The organism is Thiothrix caldifontis (assembly GCF_900107695.1).
Taxonomy (GTDB): Bacteria; Pseudomonadota; Gammaproteobacteria; order Thiotrichales; family Thiotrichaceae; genus Thiothrix; species Thiothrix caldifontis.
Genome location: NZ_FNQP01000002.1, coordinates 162658 through 189046 on the forward strand (window position 1 = coordinate 162658; position 26389 = coordinate 189046).

A 26389-nucleotide genomic window follows, 5' to 3' on the forward strand; every position below is an offset into this window, starting at 1 on the left:
GGATACACAGTAAAGAGCTTTTATGGACACACCTAAACTCGCCCAAAAACCTACCACCATCACCTTCATTGGTGCTGGCAACATGGCTCGCAGCTTAATTGTTGGCCTATTACAAGATCAAGCGAATGTCGTGCTGCGCGTTGCTGACCCTGATCAACATCAATTGGATGCCATCCGTAAACATTGGCCAGATGTCACAACCACCACGGAGAATATTGAAGCCATGCAAGGCGCTGATGTTGTGGTACTCGCCGTCAAACCACAAATCATGCGTGAGGTAGCAGAAAATCTCGCCAGTTCTGCGCAACTGAATCGACCATTATTTGTATCCATCGCTGCGGGTATTCGCGAAGAACCCCTTAACCGCTGGCTGGGTGGCAACCAAGCTATCGTGCGCTGTATGCCAAATACCCCGGCACTGGTACAAGCAGGAGCAACCGGCCTGTACGCAAACCTACAAGTGTCTGACCTACAACGCAGTACAGCAGAAAGTCTGCTACGTGCTGTCGGCATTACCCTCTGGTTCGACGAAGAAGCCAAGCTAGATGCTGTTACTGCCATTTCTGGTAGTGGCCCTGCTTATTTCTTCTTAGTCATGGAAGCTATGCAAGTAGCAGCCGAACAATTGGGACTGCGTGCCGAAGATGCACACTTGCTGATTGTACAAACCGCGCTAGGAGCTGCTAAATTGGCGCTGGAAAGTGACGACATGCCCAGTGAATTACGCAAAAAAGTAACATCCAAAGGTGGCACGACCGAAGCAGCCTTGAAAGTATTAACCACAGGCGGCTTACACGACCTGTTTGCACAAGCCTTACAAGCAGCAGAAAGCCGTTCACGCGAGTTGGCAGCCGCTAACAGCTAAATCACATAAACAGGGGATAGTTGCTCATGGAAGCACTTCAAAATATCGGCATTTTTTTGACCGAAGTTTTATTTTCATTCTACATTGGGGCAATACTGATACGCTTTCTACTAGCGTTATCAAGGGCTAATTTTTACAACCCACTGTCACAATCTTTAGTGAAAATCACCAACCCAGCGTTAGTCCCCCTACGACGGATGGTTCCTGCCATTGGTAAACTGGATACTGCCGCGATTGTACTTGCGCTAGGATTGAAAATTATTCAAACACTACTACTCGTTGCCTTACAAGGTAGTGAAGTCAGTTTGCCAGTGGTGTTCGTGTATGCCGTCATTGATCTCTTACGCACGGTAATCTATATCTACCTTTTCGCTTTGGTCATTCAAGCAGTACTCAGTTGGGTAGGCAATAGTCACGGCAATCCACTAACCGACATCTTGCACAGTCTAACCGAGCCACTACTGCGCCCCGTGCGCCAGTTTGTACCCGTTATGGGCATGATCGACTTCGCACCCATGGTAGCAATACTGCTACTGTATATTGTGCTAATTATCTTGCAATCCTTTGGGTTATAAGACGTGTCTGAGTTCTACCGCTGGGAAAATACGGCATTGCATCTGTTTGTGCGGGTGCAACCGAAAGCAAGCCGGGATGAATTTGCGGAAGTGCAAGAAAATAGGATTCGCATAAGAATCACAGCTCCGCCAGTAGATGGCAAAGCAAATGCACATTTGCAAAAGTTTATTGCAAAAGCCTGCAGAGTGGCTAAATCAAATGTGCAAATCAAAAGCGGGGAAACTAGCAGAAACAAACACTTATGCGTCGAATCTCCAGTTTACTTACCGGCAGGAGTCGAAAAGGTAGGCTAACAGAAAATCTATCAGCCTACCCACAGCGAAATAGTTATCGCTTAACAGGCATTAACGGTAGCCGCCGCCGCCGCCGAAACCACCACGGTCGCCGCCACGGCCACCACGGTCGCCGCCGCGATCACCACCACGACTACCACCGCCGAAGCCGCCACGATCACCGCCGCCACCAAAACCACCGCGATCACCGCCGCCACCAAAACCACCGCGATCACCGCCGCCACCAAAACCACCGCGATCACCACCGCGACCGCCGCCGCCGCCACCAAAACCACCACGACCACCACCGTCACGTGGGCGATCTTCGCGTGGTTTTGCTTCATTAACTTTAATGTTACGGCCTTGAACGGCTTGCTCGTTCAAACCTTGAATGGCTGCATTGCCTTCAGCAGCATCTGGCATGTCAACAAAACCGAAGCCCTTGGATTGCCCCGTCATTTTGTCTTTGATCATGCTGACGCTGGTTACTTCGCCATAAGCGGAGAACAGGTCACGCAAGTCGTTTTCGGTAATTTTATAGGGCAGGTTGCCAACGTAAATATTCACTGTTTGTCATCTCATAAATAGCGTGTGCTGCTTGGGAATTTACGTTATAGATAATCAGTCACACCAAATTACCTGATAACGATCGACCACTGTGGTTCGATAGGTTATGCACTGTGAAACCTGCAAGTAAAAACGTGGCATCGAAAAAGCAAGGCTCACGAAACTTTCAAGTATCAGGCAAGTTATTTGCAGTGTACCCCAGTTTTTCGCTGCGGGTAACAAAAATCGGATAATTGTCCGGTTAATTTTTAATGTCAACCAAAGTCCCTGAAAGATAAGCATTTAAGAAGCTATCAAAATCCATTTTTTCATCGTTCTCAAGGGCTTGCTGACGAATTAATGAAGTTGCAGCAAGCTGCTGAAGCTCTTGAGTCAACGACGGTGCAAGTTCACGCTTCAGAAAGTAGTCACGATGTTCTAAGGATTTTCGCCGGGCAAACTCAAAAAAACTTTCTTGATTGGCAAGCATCTCTTCCAACATGCGTGCGGAAGGTGTTATATTAGGGTTATAGGCAAGCTGAAGCTGGCTCTCCAAACAGTCCGTGTAACATTCTTCGTTATGTACCGCATTCAACATTTCAGCCACAGGACGCATCGCTTGCAGTAACGCTTTGGCTTGATCACGCAACAGCACACTATTACCCAAACAACTCAAACGCACCTCAGGGTCACGCCCACGATGAGCCGTCAGCATCTGATTCAGATTGATTGCCTGAAACTCCTCAGCGGAGACCAGCGGGCTTTCCTGCAACAAACAAAAGTGCATGAATACCTCAAGAAAAAAAAGCTGCCGACGGGTCAGCCCTGCCGGGTGGAAAGCGTTCACGTCAATCGAACGCAACTCCACGTAGGCAATACCACGCCGCTCTAATGCATCGGTCGGTTTCTCAAAACCTTGCAGAGGCTGCTTGGGTCGTACTGTGCTGTAGTATTCGTTTTCGATTTGCAGAATATTGGCATTCAACTGACGGTATTGACCGTCAACCTTCACACCAATATCAACGTATTCAGGGTGGGGGGTCGCAATAGCATGGCGCAAGCTGCTGATATACGTATCCAGCGTATTGTAGCAAACATTAACCCCTGTTTTGTTTTCCTTACTGTTGGTGTAACCAATGTTACCCATGCGTAGCGAAGTACCGAAAGGCTCGTAGAGCGTGTATTCATTAAATTCCTCCATGCCTTCAGGAGCAGCTCGGCCACCAAGGAAACTTTTACAAATCGCAGGAGATGTCCCAAATAAGTAAATAATCAGCCAACCATAGCGTTGTAAGTTCCGTACTAAAGCCATGTATTGTGCATCGCGAAACGCACGCAACTCGCCAGCCCCCCCCTGAACCTGCTGCCACGGTTGCCAAAACGCATCATCAATGGAGTAGTTGAAATGGATACCAGCAATCACCTGCATCGCCTTACCATAACGCCATGCCAGCCCCTCGCGGTAAATGTGCTTCATGCGCCCAGCGTTAGAACGCCCATACTCTGCAATCCGAATATCATTATCACCAGCCAACACACAAGGCATACTGGTTGTCCACAACAGTTCGTTGTCGAGTTGCTGGTAAACAAAGGTTTCAATATTGAGTAAAAAATCTAATGCCTGAGCAGCACGCTCTTGTGGTGGCGTAATCAGCTCCAATAAGGATTCAGAATAATCGGTAGTAATCCAAGGATGCGTGAGTGCTGCTCCTAAGACCGCTGGATGATCACGTTGTGACAATCGGCTATCAGTCGTGACACGCAGGCTTTCTTTTTCAAGCCCAGTTCGGGCATTGCGTAAGTATGAATGCAGTTGATTGGTGTCAATCTCACGCAAACGTTGTTCCAGCAGGTGATACACAGAGGTCTCCCAATTGAAGCGAAATATTGATTACAGCATAGAATGAAGATAATACAAATTTCCTTGGCCTATTGAGACCAACGTGGCGGTGGACTAAACCAACCACACTCAACTAAACCTAGACAAAACCCTAGGCTATACCCCTTTATGCGCGAAGAAGTTGGTTAAAAATTGCATTACATTGCAATTAGTGATAGTTTTTTAGCTGCAAACTGTCGCATCAAAGCAATAACTAATATCGTAGGAAGGGTGATATGTCCCTGTATGTTCTTCGTTTTTTACTTCCCCCAAGTAAAGCACTCGCTATCGCAACAGGCTTATGTGCTTTAGCACTGGCTAGCCCAGCCTCTGCTAATCGGATAACCCTAGTCGCAACCATGAACAATCAATCGGTGCTCTCACCTGCCCATTGGTTTATTTTTAATATAGGTGATCAACAACAGGAACCTGTCGCAGAATTGCCTCGGCACAGTGGCACTGTGTACCTGCCAGCAGGCAAATACCGTGCTGAAGTCAAACAAAATCAGCGCATCAAACACACTGAATTTCGCGTAGAGTCTAATGTCGACAAAACAGTTACGATTGCTTTGGACGAATGAATCCTTAACAAACAGACCGCAAAAGCGGCCTGTTTAAAAAGTACTAACGTTTTTCAAGCAGGTATATAGTGCTTGAATGGCTCAACATCGATGGAATCACCGAACTGCTCTTTCGCATAATTGATGGCATACTTACGCTCGCGGAAGAAACGCTCTTCCCCAATATGCTTCGCCAAGCCAGAACGCTGGAATGCCTCGTATACCCGCAACTTCGTCCGCGCAATATAAAACTCGATACCAGCAAACTTGAGGCGGTCTGCTAGCTTTTCAAGCATTTCTTCTCCGGTCGAATCCACTTGGTCGATGGATTCCATATCCAAAATCAGAACTTTCAAATTAGGTTTTTGCGCAACGTTATTCAGCAACTTACCTTCCAAATAACCGGTATTTGCAAAATACAAATCCCCGTCAAAACGGTAAACCGCTACGGTATCACTGGTTTTCAAACCATGAGCCGCTGCATCACGCATTGAACCATCCTCATGACGCGCGACCTCCACTAAATTTGGACTCATGGTGCGGTACAAGAATAAGCCCAATGACAATACCACGCCCAACAAAATACCCTTATCCAAATGCGGTGCAAACGCCAAGGTTGCAATAAACGTCACCACTGCGACCACGCCATCGTGCGGCTCGACTTTCCAAGCGTGCTTAATCGGCGCAACTTTAATCAAGTTCACCACTGCCATAATAATCACCGCAGCCAAAGTCGCTTGCGGCAAGTGATACAGCAACGGCGTCAAGAACAATAACGTCAGCGCCACCAGCAAACCTGTGACCACTGAGGAGAACCCCGTCATTGCCCCTGATGCAAAGTTCACCGCAGAACGGGAGAACGACCCAGATACTGCGTAGCCGCTGGAGAAACCCGACACGATATTTGACAAACCTTGCCCAACCAATTCTTGATTCGCTGATAAACGCTGACGGGTTTGGGATGCCATGGCTTTAGCGATAGAAATTGCCTCAACGAAACCAATCAAACCAATAATAGCCGCCGTCACCATCATGGAACTTAAGGTTTTGAAATCCAAACTAACATTCGGCATTGAAAACGTTGGCAAACCTTCCGGGATAGTGCCAATAACACTACCGCCCATCCCTTTGTAATCCACGGCCCAAGACAATACGGTAGTAATCACCACCGTAATCAAGACCCCAGGCAAACGCGGCGCATATTTTTTCAAAACCATCAATGTGGTCAGCGCAAATGCACCAATCATCAATGTCGTCATCTTGGTGTCAGTTAGTGCTGCCAAGGTTGCCCACCAAAACTCATACGCATGTTCAAACTGATCAGCCTTCACATCCAAGCCAAAAATCTTCGGCAACTGCGAAGTCGCAATGATCAACGCCCCCGCATTGGTAAACCCAACCACCACCGGATGAGACAAAAAGTCGACTAACACCCCCAAACGTAACAAGCCCAGCGACATCTGGAAAATACCAATCATCACCGCCAACATAGCGGAATAAGCAATCATGGTTTCTGGGCCCATTGCCGCATACGGCTGCATCGCCGCCGCTGACATCAAGGACACCACCGCTACTGGTCCAGTGCCTAATTGCCGCGAAGAACCAAAAATCGCCGCCACCATGACCGGTAAAAAGGAAGCATACAAGCCAATATAAGGCGGTAAACCCGCCAATTGCGCATACGCCATTGATTGTGGAATCAACACCAACGCCACGGTCAAACCCGCCATGGCATCGGCTTTCAATACCGTAGGACTTTTTAACTCGCCGATCCAATCTTTGTATGGCGTGAAACGGTCCTTCCAGTCGCTTAACAGCGACACTAGCCAGCTACCCATGTTGATGCTTACCTCCAACCTAATTCCGATGCATTACCTAAAAAGAAACCAGCGACACTGCCGCTGGTTCATTAGAATATAAGATTGTACTTCTATTACCACAAATCCCATAGCGAAGGGATTCAATACTAAAGAGCCATTACGCTAGAATTTCTCAATACTATTCAACCGTCACCGACTTCGCCAAATTGCGCGGCTTGTCCACATCCGTGCCTTTCAACACTGCCACGTGGTAGGACAGCAATTGCAATGGAATCGTGTACACAATCGGCGCAAGCATTTCAGGGACGTGTGGCATTTCCAGCACATGCAAATTATCTGCTGCCACAATATGCGCCTCACGGTCGGCAAATACATACAACTCACCACCGCGCGAACGCACTTCTTCCAAGTTGGACTTTAGTTTCTCCAACAAAGCCGTATTGGGTGCTACCGTGACAATCGGCATCTCGCTGTCGACCAACGCGAGTGGCCCATGCTTAAGTTCACCGGCAGGATAGGCTTCTGCATGAATATAGGAAATTTCCTTGAGCTTGAGCGCCCCTTCCATTGCAATCGGGTAGAGTTCACCACGCCCCAAGAACAGCGCATGGTTTTTCTCGATGAAACGTTCTGCCAGTGTTTCGATTTTCGGGTTCAAATCCAGCACTTGCTCGATCAGCGCGGGTAATTTGCGTAAATCCGCCACCATCTGCGCGACCTTGGCTTTATCCGCCCCCTTGGCTTGCATCAGCAATACCATCAGCAATTGCAACGCCACCAATTGCGTCGTAAAGGCTTTGGTCGATGCCACGCCGATTTCCGGCCCCGCCATTGTCATCAGCGCCATATCGGATTCGCGAGTCAAGGAACTTTCCGCCACGTTGCAAATGGTCAGTGTTGCCAATGCACCGTGGTTTTCCTTGATCTTTTCTAGTGCCGCCAAGGTATCAGCAGTTTCGCCCGACTGTGAAATCGTCACGAACAGCATATTCTTACGCGGCGGCTGACGACGGTAACGGTATTCACTGGCAACTTCCACATTACATGGAATATCGGTATTCGCCTCAATCCAATAACGCCCCACCAAACCCGCGTGGTAACTCGTGCCACACGCCAGAATTTGAATCTCCTCCACTTGCGCCAGTCGTTCCAACGCATCTGACACACCCAGCAAGGCAGGCAAGACATGATCGCCCGCCAAACGGTTTTCCAATGTACCTGTCACTGATTGCGGCTGCTCGAAGATTTCCTTGAGCATGAAATGACGGTAGTCGCCCAATTCCGCCGAACACATCGATGCATTCGACTCACGCACCGGACGCACCACGCGCTCGCCATTCACATCAAAAATGTCGATCTTCTTGCGGGTAATCCGTGCCACATCGCCATTTTCCAAATAAATAAAACGGCTGGTCACAGGCAACAAAGCTTGAATATCCGAACCAATGAAGTTCTCACCAATCCCCAAACCCAGCACCAACGGGCTGCCTTGGCGTGCCACGATCAGTGTATCCGGCTCATCTGGCGAAATCACTGCCATAGCATACGCACCGTGCAATTCGCAACGGGCTGCCATGACCGCATCCAACATGCTCACACCTTGACGGCGGAAGATGTCGATCAAATGCGCAATCACCTCAGTATCAGTATCCGAATCGAAACGGTAGCCGTCGTCTTGCAAACGTTTACGCAGTTCAACATGGTTTTCGATAATGCCGTTATGCACCAAGCCGACCCATTCACCGCTGAAATGCGGGTGGGCATTGCGTTCGGCAGGCACGCCGTGCGTTGCCCAGCGGGTATGTGCAATACCCAATTTACCGTCAATCGGTTCGCCGTCGAGACGCTCCATCAGTGCTGCCACCTTGCCCACCGCACGGCTACGTACCAAATCACCCTCGGCACGTACTACTGCCACACCGGCAGAGTCATAACCACGGTATTCCAGACGGCGTAAGCCTTCCAATAAAATTTCCACCACCGGACGTTGCGCAACTGCGCCGACAATACCACACATTATTTTTTCTCCTTCACTGGACGCTGCCAGCCTTTCAAGGTCATTTGTTTGGCGCGGGACAAGGTGAGTTCACCTACCGGAGCGTCTTTGGTAATGGTTGAACCAGCGCCAATCGTAGCGCCGTCACCAATGCTTACGGGGGCAACCAATTGAGAGCAAGAACCAACGAATACCCCATCACCAATCACGGTTTTGTGTTTGTTGGCACCGTCGTAGTTACACGTAATCGTGCCTGCACCAATATTCACGTTGTCGCCCATCTCGGTATCGCCGATGTAGCTCAGGTGGTTAACCTTGCTGCCTTTACCGATGATGGCTTTTTTGGTTTCGACGAAATTGCCGATCTTGGCCTTTGCAGCAAGAACTGTGCCGGGACGCAACCGCGCAAACGGGCCAATGTCGCAATTTTCTGCAATCACTGCTGATTCGATCACCGAATGTGCTTTGATGTGCGTATTGTCGCCAATTTCAGCATCCTGAATCACGCAACCGGCTTCCACCGTGACGTTATTGCCGAACTTGACCTTGCCAATCAACACCACATTCACATCCAAAAAGACATCTTGCCCAGTTTCGACCGTGCCGCGAATATCCAAGCGGGCGGGATCCGCGACGGTCACGCCTTCCAACATCAGCTTTTCCACTTGACGTTGTTGGCAAGCGCGTTCCAAACGTGCCAATTGCACCCGATTGTTCGCGCCTTCGACCTCAACCGGATCAGCACACAGTACCGTATTCACACTGCCGCCTTCAGCGACTGCCAAACCGACGCAATCGGTAAGGTAATATTCGCCTTGTGCATTTTGCGGGGTCAGTTGCTGCAACCATCGCTTCAAATCACTACCACGTGCAGCAATGAACCCCGTATTCACCTCACGAATCTGGCGTTGGGCATCATCGGCATCTTTTTCCTCAACAATCGCCTGCACTTGCCCCGCTGCATCGCGCACAATGCGCCCATAGCCTTTAGGGTCTACCAATTCAGTGGTCAGAACACATAAGGCATGATCTCGTAAACCTTGTGCCAGACATTGCAAGGTTGAGGAGCGGATCAACGGCACATCCCCGTAAGCAATCAACACCACGTCATCATTGTCGACCAAGTGAATGGCTTGGCTAACCGCGTGCCCGGTACCTTTTTGCTGCGACTGCAATGCCCAATTCAGGTTCTCACCCTGAATGTGTTCACGAACCAATTCGCCTCCATGCCCATACACAATCGCCATGTGACATGCCGCTTCACAATGTTGTAGCACTGAGCAAGCCTCCACAACATGTTGCAACATGGGTTTTCCCGCAATCGGGTGGAGAACTTTTGGCAAAGAAGAGCGCATCCGAGTGCCTTGACCCGCTGCGAGGATAATCGGAAAAATATTCATTGGGGATTTGCCCATCAGTAAAATTATTGTCGTAAATAATAGTCAAGTCGCGGGTGTTACTTACGTGATGCCCATCACATCCAGCTCATCAAAGTTTTTTACCGAGCGGTGTTGCACGGTATCCGTTGGCTGGTGTTCACGCACCAAGCAACAGGTTTGCAACCCTGCTTGCGCGGCGGCATCCAACTCTTCCGCAATATCGGAGAGAAATAAAATCTCGCCTGCGGGTAAACCAATCGCTTCAACAATAGTTTGATAAGACTTGACCTCACGCTTATGACCGACCGCCGTATCAAAATGACCACTGAACAACGGGGTTAAGTCACCCGCATCAGAGTAACCTAACAAGAGCTTTTGCGCATACACTGAACCCGACGAATAGACATACAATTTCAGACCAAGCTCATGCCAGTGCAATAAATTGCGCACAGCATCTTCATACACATGTCCGGTAAAAACACCATTACGGTAGCCTTCCTCCCACATCAACCCCTGAATTGACTTCAATGGAGCAATTTTCTTGTCTTCCGCAATCCATTGGCGCAATTGCGCAATCGCATCCGCCAACGACAGCACTGCGTTGCCCGTTTCCATCCGTACCTCATCTATCAGCTTTGCTACCGAGGAATCTTGGCGATGCGCCACCACGAATGCCTGCATCTGCTGATCAGCATAGGGAAACAGCACGTCTTTCACAAACGATAAACTAGTGGTCGTGCCTTCAATGTCGGTGAGTATCGCCTTAATCATGCTCAATTCTCCAAACGCGGAAAACGCCCGGCAATGTCATTACCCGTAAAATTCGCCACCCAACCTTCGGGATTCGTGAACAAACGGATTGCTTTGAAACGCGGATTCGGCCCCATATCAAACCAATGCGTTGCCCCGGCGGGTACACTGATCAAATCCCCCTTTTCACACAAAACCGTGTACACCTTGTCGCCCAAATGCAGGTAGAACAAGCCCTGTCCATCCACAAAAAAACGCACTTCGTATTCAGTATGGGTATGTTCATTCAAGAATTTCTGACGAAACATGGCTTTATCGGGATGATCTGGAGTCAAACTGATCACATCCACGCTCTGAAAGCCATTTTCAGCCATTAAACGGTCGATATCAGCGCGATAAGCAGCAATCACCTCCTCTTGCGTCGCACTATCCGGCAACGGGGCATTGGCTTCCCAACGTTCAAAGCGCACACCATGTGTTTGCAATAACGTACTGATGGTGGCGTAATCGGTATACGTTTCAGCGGATTGCGGGTTGTTATCCGCGTAAATGTTCAATTCACTCATGGTTTCTCACCTATCTAACAGCATTTGCCGATAAACACATTCAAACAAAAACTCTAACGCCTCAATATGGCGCAGCGCATCCGCCACCGTCGCACCCCACGTATACAAGCCATGCCCACGAATTAAATAGCCCACGGTATGCGGGTTTGCATCAAAATAAGCATCCACGACCGCCGCCAACGCGGGAATATCTTGGCTATTGGGAAAAACGGGGATTAGTAGGTGGCTATCGTGCGTATCGACAGCAGGAAAGGCTTTTTGCACTTCATAGCCGTCGCATACCACCTGATCCAAACGCATCGACAGCACCGTTGCATTGACCGAATGCGTATGCAATACACAACCTATTGCAGGGTCACGCCGATACATCACGGTATGTAAGCCCGTTTCAGCAGAGGGGCGCTTGCCTTCATCCAAAGCATTGCCTTGTAAATCGGCTCGCAAAAACCCACCATCATCCAGCTTACCTTTATGCTGTCCCGAACTGGTAATGAGGATTTCTGCATCACCCAACCGGGCAGAAAAATTACTACTAGTGGCTGGAACCCAGCCACGCGAATGAAAAAATTGCCCCGCCGCAATCAATTCGGTACGCAAGCGCGATAACATCTCAGACATAGGATCACTCGTAGCACAAAGCGTAGCATTTTCGCAGTATTACACCCGTTTGTCAGACGATTTACAAAAAGTTCCACAAAACGTCAAAAAACTCTTTACATTAGCAAATGCTAATATTAGAATTATCTCATACTGAACTTACACATAAATCACTTTGCTAGGAAACTTAAACATGAAATTACAAGCTATCGCTTTCGCTGCCCTGATCGCTATCTCTGGCGCTGCTTCTGCTGAATTCTTCGACGGCTTCGACAACGGTTCTGGCGTTGCTAACACTGCTGGTCAAGGCACTGGTTCTACTGCTGCTGATGCTACCGGTTACGGCAAAGGCAACGGCGACGCAAACGGCTGGGGTCGTGGTAAAGGCGACGCAGACGGTGAAGTTGATTTCGCTATCACCTTCAAAGGCAAAGGCCGTACTAATATGGATACTGACATGGCCGCTAACGGCAAAGGCAACGGCGATTGGTACGGTGCTGGCAACGGTTACGGCTACGGTGATGGCAACGGTAATGCTTACGGCACTGGCAACTCTTCCAAAGCTGGCTACAATGTACCGGTAATGGCTCCTGCAATGCCAATGGCTGCACCACAAGCACCTGCTGCTGCAAAATAATTCTCAAGGTGGGAATCACATGTCCCACTGACAGTCCTAGCAAGGGCATCATTCTTCGGGATGGTGTCCTTGCTTTCGTTACTGCACAAAAAAGCCCGGTTTATCCGGGCTTTTTTATTTCAAGCCAACAATAAGTTTAATCCCACTTCAACGCCCCACCTGTCTGGTATTCGGTCACGCGGGTTTCAAAGAAGTTCTTCTCTTTGCGCATATTAGACTGCTCATCCAACCAGGGCAGTGCATTTTGCGCACCGGGAAATGGTTCAGCCATGCCCAACTGACGCGCACGCCGGTTCGCAATAAAGCGGAACTGTTCATGATGGTCTTGCTGGCTGTAGCCCAAAATCGGGGTCGGTAGGATGTACTTGGAATAGTTGATTTCGGCTGCTTCCGCCTCATCCCACATATCGCGCACCGCTTGCGGGTCGAGTGTCACGTTTTCTTCCTGCATGATTTGGCGCACCACGCGGATACCGAAGGAAGCGTGCAAGACTTCATCGCGCATAATGTATTGGAATTGCTCACCTGTGCCTTTCATCATGCCACGCCGTTGCAGCGCAAAAATTGGCGAGAAACCGTTGTAGAACCAGCAACCTTCAAAAATCCCCGCAAAGAACGTGTATGACATCACGAAACTGTGCAAGTCATCGCGGTTTTTCAAGTCAATGTCGTGGCGCAAGGCATCGTTTAAGCGACGGTTCGCTAATTGGATTTTCGCGTTGATTTCCGGTACGACGCGGTAACGGTTATAGATTTCCACCTGATCCAAGCCGATGGTTTCGATGCAATGCTGGTATGTCCAAGTATGCAGGGCTTCTTCATAGACTTGGCGAGCTTGGTAGATTTGCAATTCCGGCGCGGTCATTTTTTCCATTACCGCCAAGCCAATATTGCGCATCGCGAGAATATCGGAAGTGGTCAAATAGGCGAGGACGTTTTCGTACACATGGCGCTCGGCGGGGCTGAGGTTGTGATGGTAGTCATGCACATCCTGCGCCATATTGATGTCGAGGGGTGTCCAGTGGTTTTTATTGGCGTTGAGGAAAAATTCCCATGCCCACGGGTATTTGAACGGGGCAAGTTGGTTGATGTCGCCACTGCCATTGATCACGCGCTTGTCAGCGCTGCTGATCGGCTGTTGAGGTTTGAAAGGCTCTGGTGCAGACGGCTGGCGGGTAGGGCTGACCGTTGGAGCGGCTTCTACAGCTCTGTGAGAAGCCGCCTCTGTTACCGTCGTTGCAAACGTCGCCGACTCCGCTGGCGATTTAATTGCGACTTGGGTTTTTGCACTGAGCTCACTTTCATCTACCTCCACAGTAGGTTCTTCAACAAACACTTCGTCAAGACTAAAAGTCGGTTGGTAGCCGTTCGTGCGTGGCACGGGCGCGGCAAGTGGGTTATCCCAATTAAGCGTCATGATTTTACTCTCCTAAATGCTGAATGCCAACTAAACCCATCTAATTCCCTTATTTTGGGTAGATGAATCTACTAATATATTTGCCGTTACACCGGAGCGAACAGAGTTGTGGAGGATAGTTTCGCTTGCAGCGTCTGACAGCCTTCCACACCTTTCTTGAGCCAATTCAAGGTAACGCCGCGATATGTCGATACCGATGGATTTACGATTCAGGCTTTGCGCCGCTACGAGGGTTGTGCCTGTCCCGCAAAACGGGTCGAGCACGATACCCCCTTCAGGGCAGGTTGCCAATAGCGGGATACGGCACAAATCCACCGGATAGGGCGCGAAGTGTGTTTCTCGGTTTTGGGTATCTTCGGGGAGGATGTCCCACACATCACTGGGTTTGCTGCCATTGGGGTGGTATTTAAGGAAATAGAAACCCTTGTCACGTAATTCTTTGGCACGACCTGAGAGTTTTTCACTGTCCGAATGGGTGGTGCGTTGCTGCCCACGAATCACCATTCTGAAATCTGCTAAACGACCAGCACGGACTTCTCCCAGCATAGTGTCGAGCGCGGTAAATGCTGCGGCTTTTTCAGTAGCAGAAAGTGCGGTGGAAAGCTCCAATTGACGCTTATAACGCACGCCTGATACACCCGTCGCAGACACAATTGCGCCGTTGACCACTTTGGTTTCACGCGGTTTGGAACGAATAGCGTCAGCGTTGTAGTAGTAACCTTTAGCCTGTTGGACAAAATGAAAGACATTTTCATGCGTATTGGCGAGGCGGTCTTTGCTGTTATCCATACCGCCTTTCAGCTTGTTCCAGATAACTTCGTTGCGCAGAATCCAGCCTTGATTATCCACCAACTCAAAGACAACTCGCCAAGGGATACCGACCAACCCTTTATCGCTATAGCTATCGCCGAGATTTAGCCAGAAAGAACCTTCCGGCTTCAACACCCGCTTGATTTCGGCACAGATAGCAACCAGATTTTTCACGTAATCGCGGTAATCGGCTTCTTGACCGATACCACCATTTTCGTATTCGCGTTTGCCCCAGTAGGGGGGAGATGTCATCACGCAGTCGATGCTGGCAGATGCTAGCCCACATAAAACGTGCAAAGCATCACCATGAAAAAGCAAAGAAACAACCGACGCATTCATTTCGTATAGTGCAACCCCATCCCTGTCATGATGGGAAAAAATCCCATCGCCAACTGATAGCTGCTGAGTTAAAGTCAGAGGTCGCATCATTACTTTCATAAGCTACTGGCACGCTTCGCATTCTGGATCAAGCAACGAACACGCCTTCGGTGCTTCCGACCCCACCGATACCAAATTCGCCGCCCGCTTAATCCCCGCCACGCTATTCGCTGCCGAAGAATCATCCGAGCTAGTCTTTTCCGCGCCCGTCGCCCCCAAAGTACGCAGGTAATAGGTGGTTTTCAGCCCACGCACCCACGCCAGTTTGTACAAATTATCCAACTTCGTGCCATTCGGCTCTTTCATGTACAGGTTGAGCGATTGCCCCTGATCGATCCATTTCTGGCGGCGGCTGGCGGCTTCGACCAACCAACGTGCGTCGATTTCAAACGCGGTGGCGTACTTGGCTTTGAGCGCGTCCGGCACGCGGTCGAGCGGTTGCAGCGAGCCATCGAAGTATTTGAGGTCGTTGATCATCACCTCATCCCACATGCCGAGTGCTTTCAAATCCTGCACCAGATACGGGTTGATGACGGTGAATTCGCCCGACAAATTGGATTTGACGAACAGGTTCTGGTAAGTCGGCTCGATGGACTGCGACACACCGCAAATGTTGGAAATGGTCGCGGTCGGCGCAATCGCCATCACGTTGGAATTGCGCATTCCCTGTGCTTTGACTTGGTTGCGCAATGCATCCCAATCCAGCGTTTGGGTGTGGTCAACGATGAAATATTCGCCGCGTTCTTCGCCCAGCAATTCCAGCGAGTCGATGGGCAGAATGCCTTTGCTCCACAGCGAGCCGTTATAACTGGGATATTTGCCGCGTTCTGCCGCGAGGTTGCTGGAGGCACGAATCGCGAAATACGACACCGCTTCCATGCTTTGATCGGCGAATTCGACCGCTTCAGTGGTAGCGTAAGCGAGGTTCATTTTGTACAGCGCGTCTTGGAATCCCATGATCCCCATGCCGACCGGACGGTGGCGCAGGTTGGATTTCCGCGCTTGCGGCACGCTGTAGTAATTGTAGTCGATGACGTTATCCAGCATTCGCATCGCGGTGGTCACGGTGCGTTCCAGTTTCGCCACATCCAGCTTGCCGTCGTTGACGTGCGCGGTCAGGTTGACTGAGCCAAGATTACATACTGCAATTTCGCTGTCATTGGTGTGCAAGGTAATTTCAGTACACAAGTTGCTGGAATGCACCACACCCATGTGTTGATTGGTATAGCGCACATTACACGGGTCTTTGAAGGTAATCCACGGATGCCCGGTTTCAAAGATCATCCCCAACATTTTGCGCCACAATTGCACCGCTGGCACTTTGCGGAATAATTTCATATCGCCGCGTGCCGCTTTGGCTTCGTATTCGGCATAACGTGCTTCAAACGCTTTACCGGTCAAGTCGTGCAAATCAGGCGCATCATCGGGGGAAAACAGCGTCCATTCCGCTTCTGCTGCCACGCGCTTCATGAACAGGTCGGGAATCCAGTTCGCGGTATTCATGTCGTGGGTACGGCGGCGCTCGTCACCCGTGTTTTTGCGCAGTTCGAGGAAGTCTTCGATGTCGATGTGCCAAGTTTCGAGATAGGCACAGACTGCCCCCTTCCGCTTTCCGCCATTGTGCGCCAGTGCCGCCGTAGTCATGTAGGACTCGTCGCCTTCCACAATCAGATCGAATACGAATGGCAGGGTTGGAATACTTTCCACACCGCGCACACGACTAAACACGCAACCGTTGTAAGTCAGCCAGTTACGCTTGTCGATAGGCTGGCAATCCACCAGTGCCGCAATTTCTGGCACTGCGGGAATACGAATATCAAACGCCGAATCTCGTATTTGACCAGATGTTGGAATACCTAAGCGCAAGCACTGGTAACGCATACCTTCAGCCAAGGCACGGGTAACAGTACTGAAACAAATGTCCTCATCCTGCTTAACAACAACATTGTTTTCTAGCAAGCCATGCAGCAGTGCCAGTGTTTGCGGCTGTGACAAATGGCTAAAACGACGGGCAATGCGTTTTTCACCCTGAGCATTGTAAAAATCATCATAAACAAAAGTGAATCCAGCACCATCATTAACGACACACCCTGTCGTTGCTTCACGCACAACTTTACGTTCGCAAAGCCGCTGAATTTCAGCATCAGACGACTGAGAACCCAGCAAAATACCGTACAGCCGTGCATCATCCACACTGAAACCATCCACCATCACCGTTTCGGTCGGGATGACTTGTGCAACATAATCACCTTTTTGCAACTGCGCTGCTTCGACCCATTCCGGCTTCACTTTGCCTTTTGCCAACCAATTAACAGTACGGTCGTTCGCCTGCTCCAACGGCACACCCCGCAGCGCGTAGAACGGATGTCCTGCGGTCACTTTCACGGGTTCAATCGAATGCTTCACATCCAGAGCTACCATTGCATCATGCTGGTTATAAACCATAGCGCGTTTGACTTCGCGGTAAGTGCCGCTGATACCCAGCACCAAATCGCCCGCTTTCACGTCACGAATGGCTTTAATGCCATCGGCGGTATGAAGCTGCGTATCCGGTGCGAAACACTGATTCACCGCTACCGCCGTATCATTCGCCACCTTCAAAAACGGCACAACACCTTGCGACTTGCCATTCGTGCCTTTGATATGCGCCCCCATACCGCGCACCCGTGACCAGTCATTGCCCAAACCACCGGCGTATTTCGACAGCAAGGCATTGTCTTTAATCGCGTCGTAAATCCCTTCCAAATGGTCAGGCACGGTAGTCAGGTAGCAAGACGACAATTGCGGGCGCAATGTCCCAGAGTTAAACAGCGTCGGCGTGCTGCTCATGAAATCAAAGCTGGACAGCAGGTTGTAAAACTCAATCGCGCGGTCTTCGCGCTCGACTTCGTTAATCGCCAAACCCATTGCCACGCGCATGAAGAACACCTGCGGCAACTCAAAACGCACGCCGTCATGGTGCAAGAAATAACGGTCATACAGCGTTTGCAAGCCGAGGTAAGTAAACTGCAAATCGCGTTCCGGCTTAATTGCCGCGCCCAGTTTCGCCAGATCGTAACGCCCCAAATCATCCGCCAAACGCTCAACCTTGACCCCGATCTGAATGGTTTTTTTCAAGACTTCCGCATAAAGCTCAACCATTTCGTGCTGGGTGGCTTCGGTATGTTGGCCTTCGAGAAAACTCAAGGCTTCGCGGCGCAAGCTATCCATCAACATCCGCGCGGCTGCTTGGGAATAGTTGGGTTCGCGGTCAATCATCACGCGGGTGCTGATAATCAACGCGGTGGCAACTTCTTTTTCGGAAATACCGTCGTACAAATTGCGCATGGTGGCGGTCATGACTTGTTCAGCACTGACACCTTCCAAACCGTCAACAGCTTCTGCAATGATCTTGCGTAACCGATCTTCATCCAACGGTTTCAAATCGCCGGTGGCGGATTTTACGTGGATCACGTTTTCGGATTTTTTGCCTTTTTTCTTGGATTTTGACTCTTTTTCAGCACGTAACCGCGCCCGTTCGGCGCGATACAGCACGTAGCTGCGGGCAACTTTGTGTTCACCTGCCCGCATTAACGCCAATTCCACCTGGTCTTGAATATCTTCGATGTGCACCATGCCACCATCGGGGGTGCGGCGCAGCAGGGCTTCAATCACCTGTTCGGTCAGCTTGCGCACCGTGTCGTGAATGCGTGCCGAACCGGAAGCCTGACTGCCTTCCACATCGAGAAACGCTTTTGCCATCGCAATCTGAATTTTACTGCCATCGAAATCCGTAACCTGCCCGTTGCGGCGAATCACTTTGCAGGCAAATGGGTTAGCATTTGACACTGGCAGTGTCACGGAAGAGGGAGCGACTGGCTGAAAGTCTTGGGTGCTGGCGGCTGGCATTTTTGATCCTCATGAGGCCGGAATGGCTTGACAATACTAGAAATTATTGATTAACCACCGATGGTGGACTTCTTCTTGGTAAATACTATAGGATGTGTTTTAGCAGGTGGTCAAGCACAACATCTTGTCTAAAACCTGTGAACAGCTTGTGGATAACTAGGCTAAATCCAGCACCGGTACGGACTTAGTTACACCCCACAATCTTCCAAAAATTTTTCTAAGCTGCATCCAACTATCGCGTTTTTGCGTACAATCCCATGAACCAGATCCACTGGTTACAAAATAATCCACCTGATTTTACGGAGATTAGAGCATGAATACTAAAACATCCCTGAAACTTGCTTTGGGCACAACCTTCGCAGCCGCATTGACATTGGGCGCAACCACCGCGACGGCGGAAAATCCATTCTCTGCTGACACCCTCAGCAACGGCTACATGCAACTGGCGGAAAACAAAGCAGGTGGCGAAATGAAATGTGGCGCAGGTATGTGTGGCGGCAATAAAAAATCCGATGATTGCCCTGCTGATACCGACAAAGACGGCATGGTCACCAAAGAAGAGTTCATGACCCACCACGAAAAAATGTTTACCGAAGCCGATGCCAACAAAGACGGCTCACTGGATGCTGATGAGCGCAAAGCCCTGCACGCCAAAATGGCTGAAGGTAAATGCGGTGGTAAGGAAGGCAAATGCGGCGGTGCAAAAGCAGATGACGCCAGCGCGGCACCTGCCACCGCCGCTCCAACAGCCCCTGCTGCTACTGAAGAAAAAAAATAAGCCATGCACAGCCCTAACTTACATGGGGCTGGCTTGGGTTTCCGGCGTGATCATTTGATTGCGCTGGAACAACAAGTCCCCGACTGCATTGATTTTTTTGAAATTGCCCCCGAAAACTGGATCGGCACTGACCTTGTTAGTGCTAAACGCCTGCGAACTTTCACCGAACGTTACCCGTTTGTGTGCCACGGACTCTCGTTATCGTTAGGTGGTTTAACTCCGCTGAATAAAGAATTGCTAACGCAACTCAAACAATTCATGCAACAGCATAACATTCCACTGTACACCGAACATTTATCTTGGTGTTCCGATCACGGACAACTATACGATCTATTACCTATTCCCTTTACCGACGATGCTATCAAACATACCGTCGCCCGCATTCGTCAAACACAAGACCTGTTAGGGCAGCGAATTGGCATCGAAAACGCCTCATTCTACCTGCAAGCCCCAATCAGTGAGATGGATGAAGCAACATTCATCAACACCGTGTTGGAAGAGGCTGATTGCCTACTGCATCTGGATGTGAATAACGTCTACGTCAACAGCGTTAACCACGCTTACGACCCCTACGAATTTTTACGCAAACTGCCCAAAGAACGGGTAGTGTATCTGCACATGGCGGGGCATTATCAACAAGAACCCAACCTGCTGATCGATACCCACGGCGCTGCGGTGATTGACCCGGTATGGGAGTTATTGGATTTTACTTACACTGAGTTTGGGGTATTCCCCACATTATTAGAACGCGATTACAACATTCCAGCGTTGCAAGAACTCATCCCTGAAGTGCAACACATCGCCAGCCTGCAACGGAAACACGCCGTATGAACGCTACTGAAGCCTTCCAACGCGCTTTTGCCGCCCACTTGCGCAATCCTGACGTTAATCCACCACCCGCTGGCGTTGATGCACAACGAGCGGGAGTGTATGTCGAACTACTCTTCAATAATGTGGAAGATTTCCTCAGTAATTGTTTTCCTGTGCTGCGCAGCATTCTGGATGATGCGACATGGAATGCATTGGTACGCCAGTTTTATGCCGAACATACATGCACCACACCGTATTTCCGTGAAATTTCGGCTGAATTTGTACAATGGCTGACAGCAACTATCACGTCGACTACGCTCAGCGAGCGCCTGCCATTTTTATTGGAACTCGTGCATTACGAATGGGTGGAGATTCCCCTGATGCTGGAGGATAGCAACATTGACTGGCAACACATTGATGCTGATGGCGACTTGCTGGACGGCATCCCTGTTCTCAACCCTGTCATGCTACTACAAAGCTACCAATACCCGGTGCACCGTATTAGTTCTGCATACCTCCCCAATGCACCAGACCCTACACACTTGTTATTGCTGCGGAACCCCCAAAACCGCATCGAGTTTGTGGTGTTGAACACAGTAACCGCCCGCTTAGTGCAATTACTGCAAGAAGGTTTGAGCGGACGTGCTGCCATCACCTGCATTGCACAAGACATTCAACACCCTAACCCCATACAATTATTGGAATTTGGTTTACAATTATTAAACCAATTTAAGCAACAACACGTGTTACTGGGTGTCATCATTCGCTAATAGGGCGACGTTATAGTGCCACTTATCAGCAATAAACCTCGCTATCAGCAAATTCTAGGTTGCCCTCAACAAGGAATGTGTTATTTAGGTAATATATTCTTTGTTGAGGGCAACAACACCATGCACACATCTCCACAACTCACTGTCATTGTTAGTATTCTTCTGGCTACCAGTTTAATCACCGGGTGTACGGAAACCCTACCATCCAAAGCAACAGAGCCACAAAGTGTCCAAGACATTGCCAAGGAAGCGATGAATTCCAAAGGCAAGTTAAGCAAGGAACAAATTGATGCCTTGATCAGAGCCAATGCTGCCTGCCGACCTGATGATAAGTAATAATCCCATGCAAACACTCGCCACCCTATTAATCGGTTTTTCGGTATTCAGTGCCCTGCTACTTGCGTTGACGCATTTCCGCTACAAAAACTATCAAGGACACACACTAGCACAAGCGATGGGCATTATTCTGCTCTTAACCCTCAGCAGCTTACAACTCGCCCATTTTGCCTACTTACAAAACACTGTGGACGTTATTCACAGCCCGTATTACGCGGTACTGTTGTTTGCGGTCGCACCTGCCTTTTATTTATTCAGTAAACCGCTATTACAACCGTTCAGCGTGACCAGCCCTAGGCAACTGCTGCATTTACTGCCGATACTGCTTGCTCCCTTGCTACCCTACACGCTGGCGTTACCCTTGGCATTTGCGGTGGGTACTGGCTATTTACTATGGCTAGCTCGCAGTTTGTACGCATTGCGTGCCCAACGCAGCCGCTTCCAGTTGGAGTTGATGCTGTTAGGGGGCGTTTTTGTCATAGCGATAGCGGTATTGATCCTCGGCTTGAGTCTGCCGCTGCTGACAGAAAAGTGGTTTTTCTCGCTATACGCCAGCGCCATTGGCTGTGCCTTTCTACTCACCCAGTTAGTCCTGAATGTGACTCCGCAACTGTCTACCGATGTGAGTGAAGCAGCAGCAGAAACTTACGCCGTCTCCACCTTAAATAACGTCAATTGCGATGCAGCATTGGCGGAGCTGGAAGCCTGTATGCAGGAGGAAGAATTGTTCCGTCGCCCTGATTTGGATTTGCCCACCTTAGCCGCACACATCGGGCTTTCCAGCCACCAACTCTCGGAATTAATCAATACCCGTTTGGGCAAAGGCTTTTCACGCTACGTGCGCGAGTTTCGGGTCGAAGCGGCAGAAGATATGTTGCAGGAAGAGCCGTCTGCTTCGGTGTTGTCGGTGGGGATGAGCGTTGGCTTTACCTCGCAATCCACATTCTACGAAGCCTTCCGCGAACTGACGGGGATGACACCGGGGCAATTTCGCAAAATCCACGCACTTTCTGCTCCGCAATGATCTTTCCGTAACGGCAATCGACTCCTGAACGATCAAAACGGAGGCATTTTTGCCTCCCATCGCCTTATGCTGCCCTCATCGAATGTACTTGCCAGCACCCAATGGCTTAGCTAAAGTTATGACTAACCAAGGAGCTAACCATGCAAGTCAATATCCACGAAGCCAAAACCCAGCTTTCCCACCTTATACAATGCGTGCTGAACGGGGAGGAGGTCATCATCGCCCGCAATAATCAGCCCATGGTGCGCCTGCAAGCCCTCACCAAACCACCCGCCAAGCGCAAGCTCGGTTCACTAAGCGGTTTGGTCAAATATACCGCTGATGATTTCGACGCACCGCTGGATGATTTTCAGGAATACATGGCATGAGAGCATTATTGGATACCCATACCCTGCTATGGGTGGTTGACAGCCCTGACAAACTGCCAGCCACCGTCACAGCCATCTGCGAAGACGAAAACAATGCCCTTTTCATCAGCATTGCCAGCTTCTGGGAACTCGCTATTAAGATGAGCCTCGGTAAAATCGAACTGGGCGACAATGCATTGGTTCACCTGAAAACATGGTGTGATGACAACGCCGTCCAGCTTTTGCCGATCAGCTTGAGTCACTGCCAACAGGTTCAAATTCTACCGTTTCATCACCGTGATCCGTTTGACCGCTTGCTGATTGCGCAGGCATTGTGCGATCAGTTGGTGCTGCTCAGTGCCGACGAGCATTTTGCTGATTACGGCGTTGAGGTGATTTGGAAACATTCAAAGGATACCTGATGCCCACAACACCGAAAGCCACTCCGCCCGAACAACTCTACGCCCAAATCCGCCAACTCTTGCAAACCGCACAAACGCAGGTGCAAGCAGCCATCAATCACGCGATGGTGCAATGCTATTGGGAAATCGGGCGCATGATCGTGGAATATGAGCAAGGCGGCGAAGCGCGGGCAGAATACGGCAAGCAGACATTGCAATACCTCTCGAACAAACTCAGTCGGGAGTTTGGCAACGGTTTCAAAGAGCGCAATATCCAATACATGCGGGCGTTTTATCTGGCTTACCCAATTTCGCACGCAGTGAGTGCACAATTGACGTGGACACATTATCGCCACCTGCTCCGCGTCGAAAACCCCGCCGCCCGCGCTTGGTATGCCAACGAAGCCATCACCCAAGGCTGGAGCACCCGCGCTCTCGACCGCCAAATCAGCACTTTGTTTTACGAACGCCTGCTATCCAGCGGTGATGCGCACAAAACGGGAGTCGCTGCCGAAGCCCAGCAACTGATTGCCGAACAAGCTCCGCCCGACCCGCGTGATTTCATCCGTGACCCTTACGTGCTGGAATTTCTGCAAGCCAAAGTGGATGCGGGTTTGAGCTGCTCCAGCGTTTGCAACACCTGATCAATAAACGCCTGCCGGGAATTGCGCACAAAATGGAAACCACTGGCATCCCGCTGGGCGTGTTCCATTTCATATTCATACAACCAATGGGCGTGTTGTTCGTCTTCGATGTCAGCCGCTTGCAGCGTATCAGCAACCCACACCAGTGATGGCGTAGCGCGTTGCCGCACTGCCCCGGCGTGCAGGCGTGGAAAGGTCATGTCCGCCATGCCATCAATCTCGCGCCCGCCCCACTGATCCAGCAGGTGAATGCTCAAACTGGCTTGTTCCAGCGTTTCTGCCAGTTTCTGCTGGTGTTCGCTCGCTGCATACGGTGGCGGCAACGACGGCAAAATAATGGCTTTATCGCCGATTTCTGCCAGCAAACGCTTGCGGAACGGTTTCAGGGTATCTGCCACATCCGCCAGAAAAATGCGGGGCAACTCGCTCGACGCATCCTCAGCAATAGGCACAACCGGGGCAGGCATCTGTTTACCCAAGGCATCCATCAGATCAGTGGCGTCTTCCACCAATTGGCGCATCGTCTTGTCGAAAGCGGCAGCCTGCATAGCCAGCGGATACCCAAACTGCGTGGTCTTATCGGGCGCATCATGCAGCTTGAAACCAACCGTGCCCGCCAACTCTTCAGGCCACTGCTGATGGTGAATATTGCTGATCAGCACATTGAACAGCCGCGAGTCATTGCCCACCATAATACCGTTACGGAAACGGCGGTTATGCGCCATGAACCAGCCCAGTTCTTTGCGGCAATAGGCTGACCCTTGGTAATTGTGGGAATGCAGCACCAGAAAAATGGCGGTTTTCTCGATAGCCTGTTGAATTTCAGCATCAAAAGCAGTGCTGCCACGCAAACCTTGATCATCGAACCAGATGTTCAGCCCTTTCAACCCACGCCGTTTCACCAGCCAGTTTTCCAGATAATCCCGAAATTGCGTTACCCACCCTGCCGTTTCACCGGGCAATACCACATTGTCATCACGCGAATAGCTGATGAAAATGTCGCAGTCATAACCGGCGGTATAAGCCATTCGATACCTTAGGGGAGGGTTTGAGTCATCCAGTGCATGTAAGGCAACATACAAAAGCTAACCACAGGTTGCAATAAATGATTACAGGCGAATAGAAAACAAACGGAACTCACTGAGTTACAAATTGGCGTGGACACATGACCGCCACCTTTTAGTTGAAGATTTCCGCCACATTGGTGTACGGCAACGCCTCAACCCCATCACTAAACGCCATACGCTCACCGCTATACACCACATAGCGACGCGTCAATGCCGCATTCGTGTCTGCAAACCGCTGCAAGCCTTTCTTAAAGCTACTGTTCCACGTCGCTGCCGCCTTGATTTCCACCCCCGTCAACTGACTGCCCGATTTGAACAGCAAGTCGATTTCATTGCCCTGATAATCGCGGAAAAAGTACAAATTTGCGCTCAAACCTTGGTTATAACGGGTCTTCAACGCCTCCAACACCACCAGATTTTCAAACAAGCTCCCCATGAGCGGGTCACGCGCCACTTGCGATGGCTTCTCAATATCCAGCAAATAACTCAGCAAGCCCGTATCTGTGAAGTAATATTTAGGTGATTTAATCACGCGCTTGCCAAAGTTTTCAAAATACGGCGGCAATGCAAACACAATGAACGACGCTTCCAAAATCGACAACCACTGTTTGACCGTTTTGCTATCAACCCCAACATCACTTGCCAGCGATTGGTAATTGATGATTTGTCCCACCCGCCCCGCCAATAATTTGATGAATTTCTCAAACAAATTGGCATCTTTCAGGTGAATAAGCTGGCGAACATCGCGCTCCACATACGTCTGGTAGTAATTCGCATAAGCCGTGTACGGGCGTTGCTGCTGGTCATAAATACGCGGCAAAAAACCGTGGTGGATGTATTCCGCAAAATCATCGAAACGAATCCCTGCCGCTGTCAATTCCGCTATCGACAGCGGCAACAAATGCAGAATTCCCGTCCGTCCTGCCAGCGATTGCGTAATCGCCGCTCGCAATACCAGTTGATGCGAACCCGTCAAGACAAACTGCCCTTGGCGACCGCTTTGATCAACGATGCCCTGCAAATAGCTCAACAAGTGCGGCACGCGCTGCACCTCATCAAAAATGACGTTCCCAACATAGCGTTTCAAAAATGCCTTGGGGTCATCGAGGGCAAATTGGCGCGTTTCGGGCGTTTCCAAACTGACGTATTCGTACTCAGGCAAAACCGAGCGTACCAGCGTGGTCTTGCCTGCTTGTCGGGGACCAATCACCGTCACAATCGGGTATTCACGCAACTGCGTCAGAAATTCAGTAGCAATGCTTCGTATAATCATAGT

Annotated in this window: 26 protein-coding genes; 13 read left to right on the forward strand and 13 right to left on the reverse strand. The window is 50.1% G+C overall.

The genetic code is table 11. From position 1 onward, the window contains the following. Positions 1–22 precede the first annotated feature (22 nt). Genes proC through BLV87_RS02120 form a run of 3 tightly spaced genes read left to right on the forward strand, consistent with a single transcriptional unit; the run spans position 23 to position 1734 of the window. Entirely contained in the window at positions 23–865 is an 843-nt protein-coding gene (gene proC / locus BLV87_RS02110; RefSeq protein ID WP_093064908.1) for a pyrroline-5-carboxylate reductase, read from the forward strand. Positions 866–891: 26 nt separating this feature from the next. After that, positions 892–1440, forward strand: coding sequence for a YggT family protein (locus BLV87_RS02115; protein WP_093064910.1), 549 nt, complete (start codon positions 892–894; stop codon positions 1438–1440). 3 nt (positions 1441–1443) lie between these two features. Next, entirely contained in the window at positions 1444–1734 is a 291-nt protein-coding gene (locus tag BLV87_RS02120; protein WP_093064912.1) for a DUF167 family protein, read from the forward strand. Between the two features lie 51 nt (positions 1735–1785). Here BLV87_RS02120 and BLV87_RS02125 read toward each other — a convergent pair whose 3' ends face one another. Both BLV87_RS02125 and gshA read right to left on the reverse strand, forming a co-directional pair. Beyond that, positions 1786–2280: an RNA recognition motif domain-containing protein gene (locus tag BLV87_RS02125; protein WP_093064914.1), complete on the reverse strand. Its 495-nt coding sequence runs from the start codon at positions 2278–2280 to the stop codon at positions 1786–1788. A gap of 241 nt (positions 2281–2521) precedes the next feature. Further along, on the reverse strand, positions 2522–4120 hold the full coding sequence (gene gshA / locus BLV87_RS02130; protein ID WP_093064916.1) for a glutamate--cysteine ligase: 1599 nt from the start codon (positions 4118–4120) through the stop codon (positions 2522–2524). A gap of 254 nt (positions 4121–4374) precedes the next feature. On the opposite strand from gshA, the gene BLV87_RS18985 reads away from it, so the two are divergent. Continuing rightward, the gene (locus tag BLV87_RS18985) at positions 4375–4719 is read left to right on the forward strand and encodes a hypothetical protein (protein ID WP_139282106.1); all 345 of its coding nucleotides are present in this window, start codon (positions 4375–4377) and stop codon (positions 4717–4719) included. Positions 4720–4772: 53 nt separating this feature from the next. On the opposite strand, the gene BLV87_RS02140 is transcribed toward BLV87_RS18985, so the two are convergent. The 6 genes from BLV87_RS02140 to BLV87_RS02165 all read right to left on the reverse strand — a co-directional run bounded on the left by BLV87_RS02140 (position 4773) and on the right by BLV87_RS02165 (position 11827). Then, a complete protein-coding gene (locus BLV87_RS02140) occupies positions 4773–6536 on the reverse strand; it encodes a SulP family inorganic anion transporter (protein ID WP_093064920.1) in 1764 nt (587 codons plus the stop codon). Positions 6537–6696: 160 nt separating this feature from the next. Next, on the reverse strand, positions 6697–8535 hold the full coding sequence (glmS, locus tag BLV87_RS02145) for a glutamine--fructose-6-phosphate transaminase (isomerizing) (RefSeq protein WP_093064922.1): 1839 nt from the start codon (positions 8533–8535) through the stop codon (positions 6697–6699). Further along, on the reverse strand, positions 8535–9914 hold the full coding sequence (gene glmU, locus BLV87_RS02150; RefSeq protein WP_093064924.1) for a bifunctional UDP-N-acetylglucosamine diphosphorylase/glucosamine-1-phosphate N-acetyltransferase GlmU: 1380 nt from the start codon (positions 9912–9914) through the stop codon (positions 8535–8537). Before glmU ends, glmS begins: the two co-directional genes overlap by 1 nt. Before the next feature lie 60 nt (positions 9915–9974). Continuing rightward, entirely contained in the window at positions 9975–10664 is a 690-nt protein-coding gene (gene mtnC, locus BLV87_RS02155; protein ID WP_093064926.1) for an acireductone synthase, read from the reverse strand. A gap of 2 nt (positions 10665–10666) precedes the next feature. Then, the gene (locus tag BLV87_RS02160; RefSeq protein WP_093064929.1) at positions 10667–11209 is read right to left on the reverse strand and encodes a 1,2-dihydroxy-3-keto-5-methylthiopentene dioxygenase; all 543 of its coding nucleotides are present in this window, start codon (positions 11207–11209) and stop codon (positions 10667–10669) included. 6 nt (positions 11210–11215) lie between these two features. After that, positions 11216–11827: a methylthioribulose 1-phosphate dehydratase gene (locus BLV87_RS02165; RefSeq protein ID WP_093064931.1), complete on the reverse strand. Its 612-nt coding sequence runs from the start codon at positions 11825–11827 to the stop codon at positions 11216–11218. Between the two features lie 172 nt (positions 11828–11999). On the opposite strand from BLV87_RS02165, the gene BLV87_RS02170 reads away from it, so the two are divergent. Beyond that, the gene (locus tag BLV87_RS02170; RefSeq protein ID WP_093064933.1) at positions 12000–12443 is read left to right on the forward strand and encodes a sulfur globule family protein; all 444 of its coding nucleotides are present in this window, start codon (positions 12000–12002) and stop codon (positions 12441–12443) included. Between the two features lie 136 nt (positions 12444–12579). On the opposite strand, the gene BLV87_RS02175 is transcribed toward BLV87_RS02170, so the two are convergent. The 3 genes from BLV87_RS02175 to BLV87_RS02185 all read right to left on the reverse strand — a co-directional run bounded on the left by BLV87_RS02175 (position 12580) and on the right by BLV87_RS02185 (position 18936). Continuing rightward, positions 12580–13860 carry a ribonucleotide-diphosphate reductase subunit beta gene (locus BLV87_RS02175; RefSeq protein ID WP_093064935.1) on the reverse strand — a complete coding sequence of 427 codons (1281 nt, stop codon included), beginning with the start codon at positions 13858–13860 and terminating at the stop codon, positions 12580–12582. Between the two features lie 30 nt (positions 13861–13890). Next, entirely contained in the window at positions 13891–14922 is a 1032-nt protein-coding gene (locus tag BLV87_RS02180) for a DNA-methyltransferase (RefSeq protein ID WP_245706885.1), read from the reverse strand. 189 nt (positions 14923–15111) lie between these two features. After that, positions 15112–18936 carry a ribonucleoside-diphosphate reductase subunit alpha gene (locus BLV87_RS02185; protein ID WP_093064939.1) on the reverse strand — a complete coding sequence of 1275 codons (3825 nt, stop codon included), beginning with the start codon at positions 18934–18936 and terminating at the stop codon, positions 15112–15114. Positions 18937–19249: 313 nt separating this feature from the next. Between BLV87_RS02185 and BLV87_RS02190 the strand changes: the two genes are divergently transcribed. The 8 genes from BLV87_RS02190 to BLV87_RS02225 all read left to right on the forward strand — a co-directional run bounded on the left by BLV87_RS02190 (position 19250) and on the right by BLV87_RS02225 (position 24046). Beyond that, entirely contained in the window at positions 19250–19714 is a 465-nt protein-coding gene (locus BLV87_RS02190; protein WP_139282107.1) for a penta-EF hand family protein, read from the forward strand. A 3-nt stretch (positions 19715–19717) separates the two neighbouring features. Beyond that, positions 19718–20545: an HvfB family MNIO-type RiPP peptide maturase gene (locus BLV87_RS02195; RefSeq protein WP_093064941.1), complete on the forward strand. Its 828-nt coding sequence runs from the start codon at positions 19718–19720 to the stop codon at positions 20543–20545. Next, positions 20542–21294, forward strand: coding sequence for an HvfC family RiPP maturation protein (locus tag BLV87_RS02200; RefSeq protein WP_093064943.1), 753 nt, complete (start codon positions 20542–20544; stop codon positions 21292–21294). The genes BLV87_RS02195 and BLV87_RS02200 overlap by 4 nt, the downstream gene beginning before the upstream one ends. Positions 21295–21414: 120 nt before the next feature. Beyond that, on the forward strand, positions 21415–21630 hold the full coding sequence (locus tag BLV87_RS02205) for a hypothetical protein (protein ID WP_139282108.1): 216 nt from the start codon (positions 21415–21417) through the stop codon (positions 21628–21630). A 7-nt stretch (positions 21631–21637) separates the two neighbouring features. After that, on the forward strand, positions 21638–22654 hold the full coding sequence (locus tag BLV87_RS02210) for an AraC family transcriptional regulator (protein WP_093065116.1): 1017 nt from the start codon (positions 21638–21640) through the stop codon (positions 22652–22654). 140 nt (positions 22655–22794) lie between these two features. After that, positions 22795–23022, forward strand: coding sequence for a type II toxin-antitoxin system Phd/YefM family antitoxin (locus BLV87_RS02215; protein ID WP_093064947.1), 228 nt, complete (start codon positions 22795–22797; stop codon positions 23020–23022). Next, positions 23019–23423 carry a type II toxin-antitoxin system VapC family toxin gene (locus BLV87_RS02220; protein ID WP_093064949.1) on the forward strand — a complete coding sequence of 135 codons (405 nt, stop codon included), beginning with the start codon at positions 23019–23021 and terminating at the stop codon, positions 23421–23423. The genes BLV87_RS02215 and BLV87_RS02220 overlap by 4 nt, the downstream gene beginning before the upstream one ends. Then, positions 23423–24046 carry a DUF1016 N-terminal domain-containing protein gene (locus tag BLV87_RS02225; protein WP_093064952.1) on the forward strand — a complete coding sequence of 208 codons (624 nt, stop codon included), beginning with the start codon at positions 23423–23425 and terminating at the stop codon, positions 24044–24046. Before BLV87_RS02220 ends, BLV87_RS02225 begins: the two co-directional genes overlap by 1 nt. Here the strand turns inward: BLV87_RS02225 and BLV87_RS02230 are convergent. Both BLV87_RS02230 and BLV87_RS02235 read right to left on the reverse strand, forming a co-directional pair. Next, entirely contained in the window at positions 23977–25074 is a 1098-nt protein-coding gene (locus BLV87_RS02230; RefSeq protein ID WP_093064954.1) for a toll/interleukin-1 receptor domain-containing protein, read from the reverse strand. The two genes, BLV87_RS02225 and BLV87_RS02230, sit on opposite strands and share 70 nt — an antisense overlap. Before the next feature lie 151 nt (positions 25075–25225). Further along, positions 25226–26386 (reverse strand): ATP-binding protein, encoded by a 1161-nt coding sequence (locus BLV87_RS02235; protein ID WP_093064956.1) that lies wholly within the window; start codon positions 26384–26386, stop codon positions 25226–25228. Positions 26387–26389: the final 3 nt, after the last annotated feature.

Coding starts and splice junctions, on each gene's coding strand:
- proC (WP_093064908.1), top strand. CDS start 23: ATGGACACACCTAAACTCGCCCAAAAACCTACCACCATCACCTTCATT.
- BLV87_RS02115 (WP_093064910.1), top strand. CDS start 892: ATGGAAGCACTTCAAAATATCGGCATTTTTTTGACCGAAGTTTTATTT.
- BLV87_RS18985 (WP_139282106.1), top strand. CDS start 4,375: ATGTCCCTGTATGTTCTTCGTTTTTTACTTCCCCCAAGTAAAGCACTC.
- BLV87_RS02140 (WP_093064920.1), bottom strand. CDS start 6,536: ATGGGTAGCTGGCTAGTGTCGCTGTTAAGCGACTGGAAGGACCGTTTC.
- glmS (WP_093064922.1), bottom strand. CDS start 8,535: ATGTGTGGTATTGTCGGCGCAGTTGCGCAACGTCCGGTGGTGGAAATT.
- glmU (WP_093064924.1), bottom strand. CDS start 9,914: ATGAATATTTTTCCGATTATCCTCGCAGCGGGTCAAGGCACTCGGATG.
- mtnC (WP_093064926.1), bottom strand. CDS start 10,664: ATGATTAAGGCGATACTCACCGACATTGAAGGCACGACCACTAGTTTA.
- BLV87_RS02160 (WP_093064929.1), bottom strand. CDS start 11,209: ATGAGTGAATTGAACATTTACGCGGATAACAACCCGCAATCCGCTGAA.
- BLV87_RS02165 (WP_093064931.1), bottom strand. CDS start 11,827: ATGTCTGAGATGTTATCGCGCTTGCGTACCGAATTGATTGCGGCGGGG.
- BLV87_RS02170 (WP_093064933.1), top strand. CDS start 12,000: ATGAAATTACAAGCTATCGCTTTCGCTGCCCTGATCGCTATCTCTGGC.
- BLV87_RS02175 (WP_093064935.1), bottom strand. CDS start 13,860: ATGACGCTTAATTGGGATAACCCACTTGCCGCGCCCGTGCCACGCACG.
- BLV87_RS02180 (WP_245706885.1), bottom strand. CDS start 14,922: ATGACATCTCCCCCCTACTGGGGCAAACGCGAATACGAAAATGGTGGT.
- BLV87_RS02185 (WP_093064939.1), bottom strand. CDS start 18,936: ATGCCAGCCGCCAGCACCCAAGACTTTCAGCCAGTCGCTCCCTCTTCC.
- BLV87_RS02190 (WP_139282107.1), top strand. CDS start 19,250: ATGAATACTAAAACATCCCTGAAACTTGCTTTGGGCACAACCTTCGCA.
- BLV87_RS02195 (WP_093064941.1), top strand. CDS start 19,718: ATGCACAGCCCTAACTTACATGGGGCTGGCTTGGGTTTCCGGCGTGAT.
- BLV87_RS02200 (WP_093064943.1), top strand. CDS start 20,542: ATGAACGCTACTGAAGCCTTCCAACGCGCTTTTGCCGCCCACTTGCGC.
- BLV87_RS02205 (WP_139282108.1), top strand. CDS start 21,415: ATGCACACATCTCCACAACTCACTGTCATTGTTAGTATTCTTCTGGCT.
- BLV87_RS02210 (WP_093065116.1), top strand. CDS start 21,638: ATGCAAACACTCGCCACCCTATTAATCGGTTTTTCGGTATTCAGTGCC.
- BLV87_RS02215 (WP_093064947.1), top strand. CDS start 22,795: ATGCAAGTCAATATCCACGAAGCCAAAACCCAGCTTTCCCACCTTATA.
- BLV87_RS02220 (WP_093064949.1), top strand. CDS start 23,019: ATGAGAGCATTATTGGATACCCATACCCTGCTATGGGTGGTTGACAGC.
- BLV87_RS02225 (WP_093064952.1), top strand. CDS start 23,423: ATGCCCACAACACCGAAAGCCACTCCGCCCGAACAACTCTACGCCCAA.
- BLV87_RS02230 (WP_093064954.1), bottom strand. CDS start 25,074: ATGGCTTATACCGCCGGTTATGACTGCGACATTTTCATCAGCTATTCG.
- BLV87_RS02235 (WP_093064956.1), bottom strand. CDS start 26,386: ATGATTATACGAAGCATTGCTACTGAATTTCTGACGCAGTTGCGTGAA.